This window comes from Klebsiella sp. CN_Kp066 (genome assembly GCF_040065135.1).
Taxonomy (GTDB): domain Bacteria; phylum Pseudomonadota; class Gammaproteobacteria; order Enterobacterales; family Enterobacteriaceae; genus Klebsiella; species Klebsiella oxytoca.
This window is the reverse complement of the sequence record NZ_JBEAIU010000043.1, coordinates 34831-50223: the sequence shown is the minus strand read 5'-3', so window position 1 is coordinate 50223 and position 15393 is coordinate 34831. Positions and strand designations below refer to the sequence as shown.

Below are 15393 nucleotides of genomic sequence, written 5' to 3'. Positions count from 1 at the left end.
GCTCCTGCAGCAGCGGCCGCACGTCTTCCGGCGTCACGCTTTTACCGTCCTGCGGTACAGGCATGGCGGCCACTGCCTCGCTGACCATAGCGCCGATATCCGGCAACTGGGGAATATCGGGAGCCGGTAATGATGCTACTGCGTCCGCCAGCAGTGCTGTAAAGTCAGGCGCCGGAGAGTCCTTCAGGGTCGCAACTTCAAGAGAGAGCCGGGTCAGTTGTTCGTTCGTTGCCCGCTGATAGTCACTGAGGCTTCTTTCGAAAGACTGACGAAGTTCGCCAAGCGCCAGGGAAAATTCTTCCCCAAGAGCCCTGATAAGGGAAAGTTCACGTTCATTCATTTTGCTAACAATCCTCTCAGCATAGCTTTTGCCGCCGTCAGTTCAGATTCAGACATAGCCTTCCCACCAGTGTCGTCAGGCTGGGTGCTGATGGTGCCAGATTTAGCAAACGGATCTTCAGAGGCATCACGTCGTGCCAGAGCTTCAAGGCTGTAGTTTTGTTGCTGAAGATACAACGCATCACCACCGGGTAAAGGAGGGAGATTTTCACTCCTTCGCGCCTCATTTGGTGTCAGGATGGTATTTTTTACGCCTTCGCCGAGAGACTTGATACGGCGCTCACTGTCCATGCGCAGCAGAGCATTTACATCAAACTCCGTACCCGTTTCGCCTTCCAGATCAAAGGCTTCATCCAGAAGCAACTCTATCGACTCAATGAGCGACTGAAGGCACTGCGAATAATATTGCTGATCCTGCGCTTCGATATTGTCGTGAGTGGGGAGTTCGCCAACACCAACTTTATAGGCCGGAACGTGAAACACAGAACAGATGATCTGTGCCGTCATACTCAGTTGTTCGACGGTCTGCGCATCAGCAGCAGATACCGTTGTGGGATTGTACTTAGCCCCGTTACTCAGAATGGCGGTCTTGCCGGCATTCTTGCCAGAATATCCGGAGTCCCAGTTTTCCTTTATTGTTTTGGCGTTTTCTTCAGTGAGGGAACCAGGCACCTCAATCACGCCGCTGGGCTTTCCACCGTTACGAAAAAAAAAGGCGGAGTTTTCCTGAATATGGTGGCCCTGCATTGCCGCCAACCCAGCTGCGTAAATGGGTGACAAACCGATGAGAGGATGAAAGAGGCAGTTGAAGCGATCGTGAATCACCTCGCGCGCCGGGACAGTAACTGACGATTCAATACCGGTCATGTTATCAGGGTTTATCTGATAGAAGACAGATCCATCATCCGCCACCAATGGGGTAACCTTGTTCCAGTCAAGTAGCCTGAGTTCAGTAATTTTTCCGGCGTTATTGCGGATTTTTAACGCCACCGTATTTCCGTGACACAGTTTAGAGTTCAGCCAGTTCTCGAAGAACTGGATCCGGTTTTGAAAGGCATTTGGCCTTTTGTATAACGCCGGAATGTCCCCTGATTTTACCTCCTGCATGACTCCCTTTGAGTCGCGCCGCATCAGCCGCGGCGGCATTTTGGCAATATCACTCGCAATCAGCGATATGCAGGCAAAGACAGCATAATAAGAAAGAACGGTATCCTGCCTGATTTCAAGGTTACGCTGCCATGCCCCAGCAAACGGCTCATGGATAAAGCTGAATAACGGGTTCCAGCCTCCGCGACTGGCAGGCTGCTGCAGGGCTTTTTCATTTCCCTGTTTTCTCCGGAAAGGATTCCACATTAGCCATTCTCCGCTTTTCGCTTATTCTTTTTGCCATCGGTACGCACGACGGTGCAATATTCAGCCTTACCAAGCAGCACCAGCACCTTTGCGCACCGATCGTCCACGGCTTTCACGTCGCCCGGTATCGAGTCATGGGTACGTTGCAGATATCTGATTTTTGCCATGCAATACGGCGGGGTTTCCCCCGCCCTCCTTCCACCGTTTAGCTGCCCTGGTTAGAGCTGTAGTTCACACCAGAAATAACCGCTACCGCAGCTGTGCGGCGTCGTTTCCAGTTAATCCAGCGCTCAGCGCGAATAGCGACGCTATTGGTCTGGAACATGGATACCAGTTCGGTGCCGGTCGGGGTGATGCTATCGCCGGTGGGTTCGCTTTCCATTTCCAGCGATGCTTCACGCGACATATCCACTGCCACACCACCATCATCTGCCAGGTAAATATCTGGTGCATTCACCAGCACCAACTGACTGCCAACGTACTGAGATACAATGACCGGAAGCCCCTGGAAGGTACCGCCAAGCAGCGTCATTTCAGGGTATTCTTTCTGACCAAGAGCATTCTTACGCATGGAAAGTGCCAGCGCGGTCGTGCTGGACATCAACCAGACCGCACCGTTTGGCTGCAGATTTGCTGCAACGAATACCCCAAAGGCAGCTGCAGCATCATCATCCGGGATGCCGGTAGTCGGTATCGCAGCAATGCCATTAGTGACAGATGCAGGAGAAACGTTAGCAACTTCAGCTTTCGCCGGATTGATAAAGTCCGTATCCAGGCGGGCAATAACCGCTTCAGCAAGTGCATTACGCACCAGTGCATCGGCAGCCGGATTAGAGAAGCGGATCAGTTCGTCAGTCAGCACTGCGATGGCGGAAACTTTCGCAAAGCTAAAAGTGATCGGCTCGAAGTCAAAACGGGTAAGCGGCTTTGCCTTACCCTGGCCTACCCAGTTAGCTGATCCACCGGAGGTTTGCGCAGTTATACGGATATTAAACGGTACCTGGCGAAGAGCTGGAATAGATCCCTGACCAAAGCGGCCAACAATGGTTTGCGGTCGGAGGAAATCGACAAAATCCTGTGCGTAGTCCTGGTATTCAACCAGTGCACCGGCCCAACTAGGATCAGTGGTGGTACCTGCCCCAACGGCTGCCTTTAGGACATGATGAAGTTTGGCATCATCAGGATACTGCTTACGTGCAATCTCCAGCGCCTCGGAACGGCTGCCGTTACCAGCGGCTAGTGCTTTCGCGAAGCGGGCAAAGGCGATACCTTTTTCCAGCTTCTGTTCGACACGGATAATACCTGGCGCACCAGTCTTAACCGTGATGACTTCGCCATTAGCGGCTTTTGATACCGGTGTAGCGGTCGATGCCATATTGCGTTCCATGTCGTGGAGGCGTTTCAGATGCTCATCAACCGCCTTAATTTCGGTAGATGTGTTGTCGTAGCTTTCGGTTTCTTCTGCGTCAAGCGTACGGCCTTCATCTGCTGCTTTACTCATGATGTCGCTCAGTGAGGCTGCCAGCGCTGAACGCTTCGCTTCGAAGCTCTTAATTTGTTCTGAGATATTCATCGAATTGGTTCCTTTTTTGGTATTGGTTGCTGTAGCGCCAGCGGTTTTAGAGGTTTTCACTACCAGCTTCTCAATGCCAGACGCGGCAAGAAGCTGGCGATCGAAAGATTTAACGGTCTGGATGGAACATTCTGCGTTTGCAGGAATAGTCACCGCCGAGACTTCAAGCAGGTCCCAGGACAAAAAGCGGATACCGCCTTCATCCAGGAAGGAGTACTCGATCGGCCGAAAGCCAATAGACAGCCCCCGGACCAAACCCGCCTTTATTGATGCCCATGCTTCATCAAGACGGGCAACCAACTGCGACGGCATGTCAGAGGTTGGTTTCACCAGCTTGGCGGTGATCTGCAATCCTTCTTTCACCATTTTTGGTGTGCATGTGCCGATAGGTTGCGAGCGGTCGTGCTGCCAGAGGAACGGCGTGTCACTGCGGAATTTCGCCCCCTCTGGCTCCATGATGTCACCGTCACGATCTGGTGACGGTGTGGAGGCGATGCCGGTAATAATCCGATCATCCTCGTTTACCGACTTCACCGTCATGAGGGTACAGGCGCGCTTAAGCGTCATTTACTGTCCTCCAGAAATGAAAAAACCCGCCTGAGCGGGTCATTAACTGACGTGTTTGTTATACGAAAAATACCTGGTAATCTTTTTTAGCCGGTTCAGGATTAAGGGCCATGAGAGAAACGGCGTTAAACAATGCCATCAGCGGATCAATCTTGCCCTTACCACTGGCCTGTTTGGTAATCAGAATGGCGTTGCCTTTCGGCTCAACTCTGGCGTTTCCAACACACCACGCCATCATCGGTTGACCTCCATGTATCAATATGCCTTCAGCTAGTTTTCTCTCGGTGGTTTTAATCGCTCCACCAAGGCGCCAGCCCTGACTGACTCCAACTACCGCATCGGCGGGAATTCCCGCCTCAATCAGCGCATCGAGTATTTGCCCGACACCGGACGGGTCAATACCGATCTTGTCGAGCAACTCGGCCTCGTAGATACGGCTGACGTATTCAGCCACCTCCTCCGTATCCTGTCCGACGCGCTTCACAATGGTCAGGTCTCCGGCTTTCACGAAGTCGTTAAATCGGGACTCTTCACTTTTACGCCGGCGGATCGCTATCTCATGTGCCCACGCATGACACCAGCAGAGCCACTCTCTTGTTTTGGCATCACGCCCAACCGCAGAGGCACCCAGCAGGTCATCAAGGCCGCCGCCATCTATACCGACGGTGATCACCTCTGAGCGTCGTAATAAATCTTCAAAACTGACACGCTGCGCCTGCTGTTCCCAGAAATCGACGCCTGCCCAGCGGTCGCTGCGCAGGTTAAGGCCAATCTCGATGTTGAGATGCTTTGCCAGAAACTGCTGCAGCGTGCCGTCAGTTTTCGCCTGGTTCTTTCGCAGGTTATCGGCAATCCACTCCGGACTGACGGAAAGCCCGATGTTCGGGTTGGTGATATAGAAGTTCTCAGGCTGCAGATAGGCCTTGCTCTGGATCATGCTCTCCGGGAATTCATAGAGGATGCCCAGCGTTTTAGGATCGCTGATTTTGCCGTCGCGCACATCGCGCCAGTAATCGAGACGCTCTTTAAACACGCCAGCCGGCGGGTCATCGCTCTGCGTGGTAAGGTAAATAACCCAGCCCTCATTACGCGATACCTGGCCGCCAAGAGCCTCCATAAACATCGCCTCTGCGTTGGCACGCTTTCCGAAAAGCCAGAGTTCGTCGACGAGGATCCGGCCTGATTTCTTCCCGGAGACCGTGTCGGTATCAGCGGCCACCACTTTCAGCGTATTTCGCGTCACCCGGTGGGTGATCGTGCGGATATGATCCTGAATCTGGAACATATCCGTCAGTTCTTCATCCGCGCGTATCATGCCGGCGGCGGGTTTGAAGCTGTTGTCGGCCACCTCTTTTGTCGGTGCCAGAATGAGATGCTCCTCATCCTCACGCCAGCAGAGAATGAGCGCAGTCAGCATGATGCCAGCGGCAATCGTCGACTTGGTGTTCTTCTTCGATATCAGCAGGCCGTATTCACGGATAAGCTGATTACCGGTCTCGGCGTCATACCCGCCGAAGATAACTTTTACAAAGTCGAACACCCACGCCTCTGAACACTCACCGAAAGTGGGCTTGCCCGGCAGGTCTGACACACGAAGTTCTCGGAATATACTCAGCGCCTGTTCAGCCTGGTCAGCAAATATTGGCGGCGGAATAATGGACTCGCCGTCGATGAGGCGATTTTCCCAGTCGGTGCAGGCCGTGGACCACTGCGCCATGGATTACCCCTTTTTGTTGTTTACCACCAGCTTTGGCGGTGCCATGGACCCGAACTTGCTCACGCCTGCGGCTACTTTTGCCGCAGCATTGCGTGCTTCTTTTTTGCCAGTCTCCCCTTTTTTGGGGTGAACGTAAGGCAGCATGGCTTTGGCCGCATCCTTCCGGGTGTCGATGTCTTCAGTGGAGTCGTTCATCACAGCCATTAGAAACTGAAGAGGATCGTCAAACTCGCCGACAACCGCAGGGACCACTGGTGACGCTACAACCCTCTCTTTTTTTTGGGGCGAGTTTACTGATGGGGTGTAAACCTTTTTACCGTAGGTAGGTACGGCATCTGTCTCGATGACTTCCTGTTTTTTTCGACTTATAAACGCGATGACCTCCGGGTCTTTTGCAAGCTGCGACCCCTTGGACCGTGCGGATTTCTCCGAATACCCCGCCTTTATTGCCGCATCTTTTTGAGACATACCGGACATCAGCGCGACAGCGAATTTCCGCTTTTGCGCTGTTAACATGTTTACACCCTCCAAAAGGGAATTTTTTCTGTGCGTGAGAGGGGGCGCGGTGTCCAGGTCGATCGAGGTTAACACCCACTCCTCCCCCCCCTCGCAAATGAGAATCGGTATCATTTCAAATGAAATGATTTCAAGAACAATCAATTCCAATGGTACTGAGAGTCGTTATCAATTGACGTCAGATCACCACGATGCCTGGCGCCTGGTCGTCATCGTTGATGTAATGGTTCAGAGCCTCTCCATCTGGTTGGCCCGTCGAGGCTTCACGCGATGATTTAGCTGAGTGACATTCAATGCAGAGCGTCCAGAGGTTGTGCTCGCCGTTATCGCCGCCGAACTGCAACGCCACCCGGTGATCCAGTTCGCTATAGTGAAGGTCAACGACACGGCCACACATGCAGCAATGACCACCGTCACGCGCATATATGCGCCGCTTAAGGCTTACCCTTGCGCTGCCGCTTACACGTCTCTGCTCGCCAAATACCGGCTTTATCCTACGGGTGTCGATGGCTTTCAGCCTGGGCTGCAATGTCTTCAATCTAGCCATGTAACCTCCAGGCTCTGCGGCGTTCAGTCCGGGATGAACCATCAGGGTGGCGCTCTACCGGCTCAGCATCGGCATGGTCAACCAACGAGTAACATGGGTAGATGACGCTACCTCCGTATGCATCACCCACTGCATAATCAGCAGGCTTGCTGTTGTCCCAGCGGGATAGCACCCGACCGATATGCTGCGGCGGTACGGTATAACAGACGCCGTGAATCAGTCGCGGCAACGTGATGTAATCCGCGCGGGTCTTGTCAGCCACTATCAACCGCTCAACAATCTGCAACTGGTACTGCGGCGGGCGTCCAGTGCCAAGATAGAAAGAGCATAAAGCGTCAGGAAAGCGCTCTAACCATCCAGCAATCAGGGCCACAAAACGCGGTACTGGTATCGCATCATCCTCAATGATTACCACCCGGCAATCCTGTTCAGCAGCCCACTCCAGAGCCCGCCGGTGATTCCATGCTGCCCCATGATTGCCAGGGTCGATCATCACGTGGGCACTCGGTCCAATTTGGTAAGCCAGTGCTCGCGCCTGAGGTTCTCTTGAGTGATGCCCGACCACCGCAAATTTCATTTGTGCTTCCAAAAGGCATACTCCTTACCGATACCATCCGACTTAAACACCGTGTGGATGCGCGGGCCGGTTACTATCCGATCGCCAAAAGATTTAGCGACAATGCCAAAGGCAATCATGTCCCCTACAGCGGCATTCGCCTGTTCTTTCTTCCAGAAACGATAACTCTCGATCCGGTAGTAAAGACGTATAATGCCGTGAGCGAACGACATTACATCAGCGCGGGAACCACCCAGAAGACCAGCGTTAAGCATCACATCGTTGCTGTGCTCGTCGATGAACTCCTGATAGATACGCTCTGGATGGTTCTGCTTTGCCCAGATGTCGGCATAGGTCTTAGGTTCTGAACCAACATAGACCTTACCGGAAAGCATTTCTTCCCACGGCGCGCAGAGCATTTCGACATCGGCACCATCGGTACACCAGACGAACCGATATTCAGGATGCTCACGAAGATGCTGCCAGATGTGCAGCCAGCGCCGGAAATAGACATTCATTGCGACATCCGGGACCGTCACCAACTGAGCGCCATCAGGAGCGGAGGTTAGCTGGTCGGCCAGCACTACGGCATCGGCACCCCGGATTGATTTAGCCCAGGTGGCCAGCGCCGCCGGGTCAGGCTGCATTCGGCTACCGCGCTGCGGGTCAGGCTGACTGGTCAGCAACGTTGTGATTACCACGTCGCGCTGCTGCCGGTACTCAACGTAACCAGTAAAACCGGCATCTCGCCGTTCGTTGTGGATCTTCACGTTACGTTCCACCAGCGCCTGTCGGTCTGGACGCGGTACCGAACGCTCTACAGCTTCATGCTCATCGAGAGAATGAATCAACTTTTCTGAGCCAGTTACATCGGCATAAGTCCAGGTAGTCAGCCCGGCGTTATGGATGCGCAGGGCAAGGTCGCTGTGTTCGTACATGCCGCGGCCGTAAACCGGATCGAATCCACCTACTTTCTCAATGGCGCTGCGGTGGTAGTAAAGCATCACGCCGCGCTGCCCGGTATATGCCACATGCTGTTCGTCTCGGTAAAGCGCCGCAATGTCATTCAGCTTATTGCGTCCAGCCAGATCAAGAAACTGGTAAGCCAGGTGCGGCTCTGGTGATTCGATGTAGGGAAGATGCCAGCCATCGGTGATGGGCCAGGCATCATCATCCCACAGGAAAAGGTGTTCACACCCGGCATCCATCAGCGCAGATAAGCTGGCGTTCTTCGAGGCAACAATGCCCAGAGATGTTTCATGCCGGAGCAGCTGCACGCCATCGGGGACTACTGCAGCAGGTTTGGAACCATCATCGATGACAACCACCAGCGCGCCGGCGGGCAGATACTTCATGTGCTGCTCAATAGCTCGCTTCAATACCTCTGGGCGCTGGTGGGTGGTTATCGCTATCCCTATACGCGCAGGGACTGAGCTTTCAGGAACAAAACGAACTCCGCCTATCAAGACCTCCATACCCCACCCTCTTACAATTGATGTCGGGCAAGGAAGTCATGCAAAACATTATTAAGCTCTTCCAGATGCGTAGCTGTTAGTGTTCTTTTGGGATGAATGACAATCTGAAATTCGTTTGAAACACGGGGGTCTTTTAAATCAATATGCGGCTGGTTTTCTAAATGTTCACTCTTCAGGTTGAATGTCGCAATAACGACAGGTCTTCCTTCTGTCGTGGTTTCTACCGTTGTTGACACTTGATCTTCAAGAAGCAATCCAGCAGCAGCGATACCATACCCGAAGAAGCGGTCATCCCAGTACAATTTTGCGAGTTGATATTTCATGTGCGTTTCCTTTAAGACGTGAGCCTGTCGCACAGCAATGCCGCCCGAGGGGTAAACGCTACCTAACGGCATTACTCTGGCTCACTACTGAGAGACTCTCTTTGAGAGGGTGTATGCGATGCGCATCAAAATGCCACTAAATATTGGCTGTTGTCGTCATAGAAGGGTATTACTTGACATTAACCTTGGGTAAGGTAGTTGTTCAGCCCAACTGTGGTGGGACGCAGTTGAACAAAGAAAGGTGTAGTGGCTGATCACCTCTGAAAAGGAAAAATATGGCTATTACGACATGTCCTAAATGCCCTTCAACTTATTTTGAATTGAAGGAGGCAAAAGTGAGCGGATCACGATATAGAACATTTTTCGTTCAATGCTCAAGTTGTGGTGCTGCTATTGGAATAAAGGACTATTACAACGAAGCTGACTTACTTGTGAAAATTTGTAAGAAACTCGGCATCCCGACTTAAATGGTCCAAAAGCCTCTAAAGTATTCTCCAAGAGCTCATCAAAGTGAGCTCTTTTTTATTAAATAATTTATTAAAGATCATTATCGAAACTATCTTTGGGAGTGGATCTGTAATGCCTTAGCTGGACTCTTCAGCGCCGGTATCGAAGAGCGGCAGCGCTTCAGTTGCTTCCTGCACAGCTTTCATCGTCTTTGCAACCACTTCAGTTTCTGATGTGACGCGGCTGTATTGCTGGATGAATAGCTGGTACTTAAGCGAGCTGTCCTGAACAAATTCTACAGCGACTTTTGCGGCGGCAGTGTCATAGTTCAGGGTGGATAGCAGGTTCAGGCGAATCTGCTGGGCGTCTGTGATTTCGACCATGTCGTACCTCTATGCGAGTGGGAGGCTTTATCAAACCACTTCGGAAAGCGGCTCCGTAATGCCATTAAAAAAGCCACCCTGAGGTGGCCTTTGTGATGGCTATGAAAAAGGCCGCAAAAGATATGCGGCCTTTTGTCATGCACAGTTATCGATTAAATAAACTCTCAGGAGCCATCCGGGAGAGCATCACTTAAACGAGTAACTGACCCCCGACAGACTGGTGTTGGGACGGAGGTGCAATGAGAGTAGTGTGTTTCATTTTTTTTCATACCAGCAACCACACAATAATGGCAGTTCTTCTTGTTAATCGATAACTGCTATTCAATTAGTCTGGCCAGACGGATGATTATCCTGCCAGGGGTCATCACACTCATACGATGAAAATCTTTAAAATAAAACATTAGCCGGTTCACTCGCCTTCGAACAGGTGCAATGGCCTTGCACTGACGAAATTAGATTTAATTGTTCGTTGCCATCTTCCGTACGAACAAAATAGTCACAAAAAAATAAAGGTTAAAAAGTGAGCTATTTACTGTCCTGTGGTGTATGGTTAGCAATCACTCACGAGGATAAAACCATGTCTATGCTCAAAGACAAGATACGTACACTCAGGCCTGTAAAAAGCACTTGTCCTCACTGCTCTCGCCAGTCCACATATAGCCTGTCAAGGATTAAAAACGATATAACATTGATCTGCCCATACTGCGGAAATATTTTCCTCCCCTCAGAAAGTAAACCTATCAAGTAACTGATCGACTACTTTTCTGAAGCTTAAGTACACTCTTAGGCTTCAGAAATCGAAACGGCTCAGCAATCAGCATCAGGACGCGCTACAGCTCGGCAAGCCCACATACAGGCTTCCTGCATTTTGGTGCGGGCGATTGCCAGGCAGCGCAAAGCTTCATCAATCTCCCGAGCCTGCTCAGCACTTAACATTGCCGGGCCATTACGGACAGCCAACAATTCACCTCGCTCGGTATCAAGCAAACTACAGAAGTGGCGGCTGACGCTTTTGAGGCGGTTCATGCGCTCAATGTCGCCCGCGGTTAATGTGCGGTAGCCCTTTACTGTGGTGCCGTTCTGCGGTTTTGCTTCACTCATTTCGTAGCCTTTTCGGTTGATTGCGGGCAATTGGCCTGTACTGCTTTGTTGTGCGCCAGAATGTCGCGTTTGGTCTGCTTATCCAGCACGTCGATATCGTGGCCAGTCAGGTAGATGATCCGCACCCAGTTGCAGGCGGTATCAACCACCACCGGGGCGGGTAAATCTTTCGCGCAGCTCGCGATCAACATCATCATCAGGCATATGGCTAACAGTCTGCTGTACATTGCTGGCCTCTTTGGTGACTTCTGCTTTTCTTTCTGCTGCGGCAACGGTAGCAGCGGCGTTCTCTTCGGTTCGCTGCTGCTCGGCTTTGGATTCTGCCTTGCTGCTGCCGCGTGAATGGCCTAACCCAAATGCGCCAGCGACAATGGCCAGCAATGCAGTTGCCAGACCAATAATCATTTCAATGCCCATGAGGACCTCACACCAGCGTTGATTTAGCCTGGTTAAACAGCACGCGGCGTTTATCCAGACCGTTGCGGCCACCGTTAATAAGCAGCGTTACGCGCTCAACATCACCGGAATGAAGCAGGCAACCGTGGGAGACATAAAACCATGCGGCCGAACGTGCAGCGTAATCATCTCGCTCCAGCAGCTCAGGCTGGGTGACAAGGTCAAGTTTCAGCGCTTGTCCGCAGCTGCGATAGTTGCTCAAGCCAGTAACTTGTTTCAGGCCGCGACCGCGATATTTCCAGCCATCACCGGCAACCTGATTACCGAGATTCTTTTTGCCCCACTCGCCCCCATACACCAGGTTAGCGATAGCTCGCTGATTCGCTGGTTGTGTTGCCGTTCTGCCGAGTGCTGCGGCCTGCTGGGCGGTGATACGGTGTTTACCGAACGTAGGCACAAGGCTATCTGCTGCATAGTTCAGATTTTCCACCAGCCGGGTAAAGCCTCCGGACTCGTGCCCCATCTGGGCAATGAACATCGCCTGATCTAGTGGAGCTGTGATACCGAATTCTTTCATTGCAGTATCAATGTGCGGAAACCAGCGCGCAGCTAACCCGGCGCTAATACCAGCCGCCCGTTGAAATTGTGATTGGTTCATCAGTGCCTCAGTGCATCAACCAGTCGCGCCACATTCCCCCTGAACCAGAGAACCGCGCCGCAGATAAGAATGTTAGCCAGCACCACCAGCCAGTGGGATGACTCGTACAGGCCAAACAGGAAACGGAAAGGGATGCTGGCATAAACCAGCACCATGAGATAAGCCAGAACGGATATGCCCGGACGGTGTCTCGCACTACCTCGTTGGTAGAACATCAATGCCAGCACAATGACGGCGCAAATGACTGCATTGGCCAGCGCTGAAGGATCATTTACCACTTGAACCTCCTCCCCGGAACCGGGTCAGCATATTGAACAAGCTATTTAGATCCTGGCTGTTAAGAAACGTCAGAACTTTGATGATAAGCGCTGATATTAATACGGCTCCCAACGCATCAAGCGGACGGTCGCTGTAGCCAGTCCAGCTTGAAAGCTTGGAACCCACCAGACCGGCGCCCAGAACACCAACAATGAATGACGTCATAAAGTATGCCACCAGCTTACCGCGCGATATGTTAGCTGCCGTGGCCACGTAAAAAACCGCCCCGGCGAACGCACCAAACACCACGCCGTAATCTATTCCGGTAGCCAGACCGAACATGCTGGCCCCCATCAGGCCGCCGGCCGCAACTGAAGTACCAGAGACAGGATCGGACATTTAGCCCCCTCTATTGCTGTGAGTCCTCTCATGAACGAGGGGAATAAAAAAAGCCTGCTCAAAATGAACAGGCTCAAGAAAAATGACTATCGAGGTTTGTGGTGCCGGGTGCCTCCCGGTGAGCATGCCCCAACAGACATTACTCGCGCGGTATTCACAGGGCTTTCGCTCTATTAGTTGGACGCCCCTCCGCATAGGGGGATTCACCACACGGATAATTTAGGATGTAGTCATAGGCGGCGTCAATAACTGACACTCTGTCAAAGGCACCATTACGATGCCTTTTGCACAGTGCTAATCACTGGATCTAATAAGGGGCCAGAGCAAAGCGATTACCCCGGCTACCAGCACGCCATCAGCCAGGATTGACATCATTTTGCTGGTGAAGTCGATAGCAACCACCAGAAACAAAAGCACCCCGGCTGCGGCCCAGCGAAGTTTACCGATCACAGGTACTGGTCCAGAGGAAGTTGCAGAGCCTGGGCAATTTTCTTCAGCTGTTTCTCTTCTTCTTCCCCGATGCCGTCGTTATCAGCTACATCAAGACACAGGCAAAGAACATCGACAGCGTCATCCGTCCCGGCAACGTCAGCCAGTTCGCGCAACGCCTGAGCATTGGCTGAACGTGGTGATGCTTCATAGCGAGCGCGAATATTCGAACTCATCTGGGCAATTTCACCAGCAAATGGCGCAAATGCAGGGAGGGCCGAAATAGTCTTCTCCAGCACTGCAATCTCTTTTGCATCGCAGGTACCATCAGCGTATGCAATCGAGTACGCTCCCCAGACCGTGGCTTCTACGGCATCGCGGTTTTCCATTTTTTTCACTTCAACAACGGCTTTACGGGCTTTCTTTTTAAAAATACCAAACATAGTGACTTTCCTTTTAGCGGGTGAGCCAGCGCTCAGGAATGATCAGCCCACAGAGACAGTCACACTGACTATTCCCTATGGCTCACCCCTGAAAGGCTCTGTGGTTAAATAACGCCGAGCGTGGCGCAGATACGAAAAAGGCCCGCGAATGCGAGCCAGGTGGATCCGCTTACTGATACGGAGCGACCAACCTAAGTTGTCGCAGATTCAAATTGTGGCCCTGCCTTTAAGTCACTTTGCGCGCAGCTGGGACATGTAGTTTTCGCATCGTGATCGGGATTCGCTTCAGACGCCGGCCCCGCAGCCATATAAGTGCCGGTTACGGTTCCGGCCAGGCCTCTTCCTCAACGGGTTATTCTCCATACGGATTACCGTTTGTTGGTCGTTCCTGCGAGTTCATTACGCCGGTTACGTTTATCCGGCGGCTTTCGCCCGGTTAAGCCCTAAGGTAAGGGATTTGGTTGTGGTGGCTGGCGCCCATCTCCTGCTTAACGTCAATCAACGCTTGCACATCGCTACGTTATGGGCCGGGATAAACCGATATGTTCTCTCACCACAACGGAAAGGGCACCGGTTTTAAAAACAAACATCCGCTGCAACCGCCAAGAAGCTCGGATATTTATCCCACCGCTCCATGACCAATGCCCTTACCTGTTATGGGCTCCGTTTCGTGGAGCAACGACCAGGTGATCAGCCTGGTACCGGCAGAGACTTATTTTAGGCCCTTCAGCCTTTGCTCAGTTCTGGTGCTGATTGACGGAATCGAACCGCCGACATCCTGCTTACAAGGCAGGCGCTCTACCTACTGAGCTAATCCAGCAAATTGCGCATTTCACTGACCGTCTGTTCAAACCGCTCGGTTTCCAGCTCAACGCCTATACCACGCCGCCCGAGCAGAGCAGCTTGCTTTAGCGTTGAACCAGAAGAACTAATTGAAAGAGAAGAAGATTTTATCGATTTTAGCCCATAAAAAAACCCGCTCGCTGGCGGGTTAATCAACGTTGAACATACAAAGCCCATCGTTATAGATAAAATTACACAAAAGCGGCAACTTTGCAAGTAACGTGTCGCTAAATTATGCGATATTTATCAAATCAGACACCTTTGTCACACGTTTAAGTTGTGAGTCGGTATAACTCTCTTCCTCAAAGCATTTTGTAACCAGACTTTCATAGAAAGGTTTCCAGCTGTATCGCCAGGTACGTTCTGGCAGACCAGGCAGCTCAGAGAGCATACCTCTGTAAGCATTTGAAGACTTAGGACGACTATAACCGCGGCCTTCACAACGTTTACATACTTTGTAGACAGGCACTCCCTGCAGCTCTGACTCTTTACGGTCCAGGGTTTTTCCCGTACCGCCACACTGGCATCGCTTGCTGATTTTCCCGGTGCCGCCGCATTTGAAGCAGAGAACATGGTCAATCTCTTCCACCTGACGTTTTACTTCAAAATCCGAAGGTGACTGCCCGAGGTCTTTTGCCCATTGCGGTAATCTCATTTTGTAGTGGCTTTTTTCCACCATTGAGGTTTTTTTTATGAAGCCTGAACCAGAACACTTCCTGCAATCTACGCTGTCAGCTGCAGACGAGGCATAGTCGTTATAAGCGAACCGAGCTATTATCAGCATACACAGCGGGAACTTCTTCCCTGCTGCTTTTCTTATCGATCGAGGCGCTTTTGATTTTGCATATTCAGCCAACCAACTGACGGATGCCTTTCTGTCATGTTCGCTGATTCCAGCTTTACCCAAAAACATTGACAGGCCTATTCCTGCCTCTGCCTGTGTCATCCCCAGTGCGGCCATTACATCTGTCACCGTGAGTTGCTCGCTGGCGGTTGCACGACCGCTATCGGAAATATGCATTCCTTTGGGCGCGAAAAATTTGGGAATTGATTCAATATTCATGCTCAGT

19 protein-coding genes, 1 tRNA gene and 2 pseudogenes are annotated in these 15393 nt (G+C 51.8%); all 22 read right to left on the bottom strand.

The window, feature by feature from the left end:
* Positions 1–340: pseudogene (locus tag ABLV75_RS18195) on the bottom strand (phage gp6-like head-tail connector protein); the annotation flags it as partial.
* A complete protein-coding gene (locus ABLV75_RS18190; protein ID WP_249962835.1) occupies positions 337–1692 on the bottom strand; it encodes a phage portal protein in 1356 nt (451 codons plus the stop codon). The pseudogene ABLV75_RS18195 and the gene ABLV75_RS18190, both read right to left, overlap by 4 nt.
* On the bottom strand, positions 1692–1859 hold the full coding sequence (locus ABLV75_RS18185; RefSeq protein WP_177447676.1) for a hypothetical protein: 168 nt from the start codon (positions 1857–1859) through the stop codon (positions 1692–1694). The genes ABLV75_RS18190 and ABLV75_RS18185 overlap by 1 nt, the downstream gene beginning before the upstream one ends.
* A 38-nt stretch (positions 1860–1897) precedes the next feature.
* A complete protein-coding gene (locus ABLV75_RS18180; RefSeq protein WP_311095467.1) occupies positions 1898–3832 on the bottom strand; it encodes a phage major capsid protein in 1935 nt (644 codons plus the stop codon).
* 58 nt (positions 3833–3890) lie between these two features.
* Positions 3891–5549 carry a terminase large subunit gene (locus ABLV75_RS18175; RefSeq protein ID WP_265845190.1) on the bottom strand — a complete coding sequence of 553 codons (1659 nt, stop codon included), beginning with the start codon at positions 5547–5549 and terminating at the stop codon, positions 3891–3893.
* A 3-nt stretch (positions 5550–5552) separates the two neighbouring features.
* The gene (locus tag ABLV75_RS18170) at positions 5553–6065 is read right to left on the bottom strand and encodes a terminase small subunit (protein WP_311095468.1); all 513 of its coding nucleotides are present in this window, start codon (positions 6063–6065) and stop codon (positions 5553–5555) included.
* A gap of 178 nt (positions 6066–6243) precedes the next feature.
* Entirely contained in the window at positions 6244–6612 is a 369-nt protein-coding gene (locus ABLV75_RS18165) for an HNH endonuclease (protein WP_311095469.1), read from the bottom strand.
* Positions 6605–7189: a hypothetical protein gene (locus ABLV75_RS18160; RefSeq protein WP_205352080.1), complete on the bottom strand. Its 585-nt coding sequence runs from the start codon at positions 7187–7189 to the stop codon at positions 6605–6607. Before ABLV75_RS18160 ends, ABLV75_RS18165 begins: the two co-directional genes overlap by 8 nt.
* Positions 7186–8643, bottom strand: a complete 1458-nt coding sequence (locus ABLV75_RS18155) for a glycosyltransferase family 2 protein (protein WP_348855059.1) — start codon at positions 8641–8643, stop codon at positions 7186–7188. Before ABLV75_RS18155 ends, ABLV75_RS18160 begins: the two co-directional genes overlap by 4 nt.
* A gap of 11 nt (positions 8644–8654) precedes the next feature.
* Positions 8655–8966 (bottom strand): hypothetical protein, encoded by a 312-nt coding sequence (locus ABLV75_RS18150; RefSeq protein WP_311095532.1) that lies wholly within the window; start codon positions 8964–8966, stop codon positions 8655–8657.
* 584 nt (positions 8967–9550) lie between these two features.
* Complete coding sequence (locus ABLV75_RS18145) at positions 9551–9796, bottom strand: DUF2560 family protein (RefSeq protein WP_311095531.1); 246 nt, start codon at positions 9794–9796, stop codon at positions 9551–9553.
* A gap of 807 nt (positions 9797–10603) precedes the next feature.
* Complete coding sequence (locus ABLV75_RS18140; RefSeq protein WP_024359394.1) at positions 10604–10897, bottom strand: hypothetical protein; 294 nt, start codon at positions 10895–10897, stop codon at positions 10604–10606.
* Positions 10894–11088: a hypothetical protein gene (locus tag ABLV75_RS18135; RefSeq protein ID WP_311095533.1), complete on the bottom strand. Its 195-nt coding sequence runs from the start codon at positions 11086–11088 to the stop codon at positions 10894–10896. The genes ABLV75_RS18140 and ABLV75_RS18135 overlap by 4 nt, the downstream gene beginning before the upstream one ends.
* On the bottom strand, positions 11039–11314 hold the full coding sequence (locus ABLV75_RS18130) for a hypothetical protein (protein WP_311095530.1): 276 nt from the start codon (positions 11312–11314) through the stop codon (positions 11039–11041). Before ABLV75_RS18130 ends, ABLV75_RS18135 begins: the two co-directional genes overlap by 50 nt.
* A 7-nt stretch (positions 11315–11321) precedes the next feature.
* On the bottom strand, positions 11322–11951 hold the full coding sequence (locus tag ABLV75_RS18125) for a glycoside hydrolase family 19 protein (RefSeq protein WP_311095529.1): 630 nt from the start codon (positions 11949–11951) through the stop codon (positions 11322–11324).
* Positions 11951–12229 (bottom strand): phage holin family protein, encoded by a 279-nt coding sequence (locus ABLV75_RS18120; protein WP_014228560.1) that lies wholly within the window; start codon positions 12227–12229, stop codon positions 11951–11953. The genes ABLV75_RS18125 and ABLV75_RS18120 overlap by 1 nt, the downstream gene beginning before the upstream one ends.
* Positions 12219–12608 (bottom strand): phage holin family protein, encoded by a 390-nt coding sequence (locus ABLV75_RS18115; RefSeq protein WP_004139418.1) that lies wholly within the window; start codon positions 12606–12608, stop codon positions 12219–12221. The genes ABLV75_RS18120 and ABLV75_RS18115 overlap by 11 nt, the downstream gene beginning before the upstream one ends.
* A gap of 294 nt (positions 12609–12902) precedes the next feature.
* On the bottom strand, positions 12903–13058 hold the full coding sequence (locus tag ABLV75_RS18110) for a DUF3927 family protein (protein WP_048258054.1): 156 nt from the start codon (positions 13056–13058) through the stop codon (positions 12903–12905).
* Positions 13055–13480 (bottom strand): tellurite/colicin resistance protein, encoded by a 426-nt coding sequence (locus tag ABLV75_RS18105; protein ID WP_015370231.1) that lies wholly within the window; start codon positions 13478–13480, stop codon positions 13055–13057. The genes ABLV75_RS18110 and ABLV75_RS18105 overlap by 4 nt, the downstream gene beginning before the upstream one ends.
* A gap of 744 nt (positions 13481–14224) precedes the next feature.
* Positions 14225–14300 (bottom strand) — tRNA-Thr (locus ABLV75_RS18100).
* Positions 14291–14404 (bottom strand): annotated as a pseudogene (locus tag ABLV75_RS18095) (site-specific DNA-methyltransferase); the annotation flags it as partial. The gene ABLV75_RS18100 and the pseudogene ABLV75_RS18095, both read right to left, overlap by 10 nt.
* A 151-nt stretch (positions 14405–14555) precedes the next feature.
* Positions 14556–15386, bottom strand: a complete 831-nt coding sequence (locus ABLV75_RS18090; protein WP_049071743.1) for an antitermination protein — start codon at positions 15384–15386, stop codon at positions 14556–14558.
* Between the last annotated feature and the right edge of the window lie 7 nt (positions 15387–15393).

Bases quoted from the DNA above. Each gene is read 5' to 3' on its own strand.
- ABLV75_RS18190 (WP_249962835.1), bottom strand. From the start codon at position 1,692: ATGTGGAATCCTTTCCGGAGAAAACAGGGAAATGAAAAAGCCCTGCAG.
- ABLV75_RS18185 (WP_177447676.1), bottom strand. From the start codon at position 1,859: ATGGCAAAAATCAGATATCTGCAACGTACCCATGACTCGATACCGGGC.
- ABLV75_RS18180 (WP_311095467.1), bottom strand. From the start codon at position 3,832: ATGACGCTTAAGCGCGCCTGTACCCTCATGACGGTGAAGTCGGTAAAC.
- ABLV75_RS18175 (WP_265845190.1), bottom strand. From the start codon at position 5,549: ATGGCGCAGTGGTCCACGGCCTGCACCGACTGGGAAAATCGCCTCATC.
- ABLV75_RS18170 (WP_311095468.1), bottom strand. From the start codon at position 6,065: ATGTTAACAGCGCAAAAGCGGAAATTCGCTGTCGCGCTGATGTCCGGT.
- ABLV75_RS18165 (WP_311095469.1), bottom strand. From the start codon at position 6,612: ATGGCTAGATTGAAGACATTGCAGCCCAGGCTGAAAGCCATCGACACC.
- ABLV75_RS18160 (WP_205352080.1), bottom strand. From the start codon at position 7,189: ATGAAATTTGCGGTGGTCGGGCATCACTCAAGAGAACCTCAGGCGCGA.
- ABLV75_RS18155 (WP_348855059.1), bottom strand. From the start codon at position 8,643: ATGGAGGTCTTGATAGGCGGAGTTCGTTTTGTTCCTGAAAGCTCAGTC.
- ABLV75_RS18150 (WP_311095532.1), bottom strand. From the start codon at position 8,966: ATGAAATATCAACTCGCAAAATTGTACTGGGATGACCGCTTCTTCGGG.
- ABLV75_RS18145 (WP_311095531.1), bottom strand. From the start codon at position 9,796: ATGGTCGAAATCACAGACGCCCAGCAGATTCGCCTGAACCTGCTATCC.
- ABLV75_RS18140 (WP_024359394.1), bottom strand. From the start codon at position 10,897: ATGAGTGAAGCAAAACCGCAGAACGGCACCACAGTAAAGGGCTACCGC.
- ABLV75_RS18135 (WP_311095533.1), bottom strand. From the start codon at position 11,088: ATGTTGATCGCGAGCTGCGCGAAAGATTTACCCGCCCCGGTGGTGGTT.
- ABLV75_RS18130 (WP_311095530.1), bottom strand. From the start codon at position 11,314: ATGGGCATTGAAATGATTATTGGTCTGGCAACTGCATTGCTGGCCATT.
- ABLV75_RS18125 (WP_311095529.1), bottom strand. From the start codon at position 11,951: ATGAACCAATCACAATTTCAACGGGCGGCTGGTATTAGCGCCGGGTTA.
- ABLV75_RS18115 (WP_004139418.1), bottom strand. From the start codon at position 12,608: ATGTCCGATCCTGTCTCTGGTACTTCAGTTGCGGCCGGCGGCCTGATG.
- ABLV75_RS18105 (WP_015370231.1), bottom strand. From the start codon at position 13,480: ATGTTTGGTATTTTTAAAAAGAAAGCCCGTAAAGCCGTTGTTGAAGTG.
- ABLV75_RS18090 (WP_049071743.1), bottom strand. From the start codon at position 15,386: ATGAATATTGAATCAATTCCCAAATTTTTCGCGCCCAAAGGAATGCAT.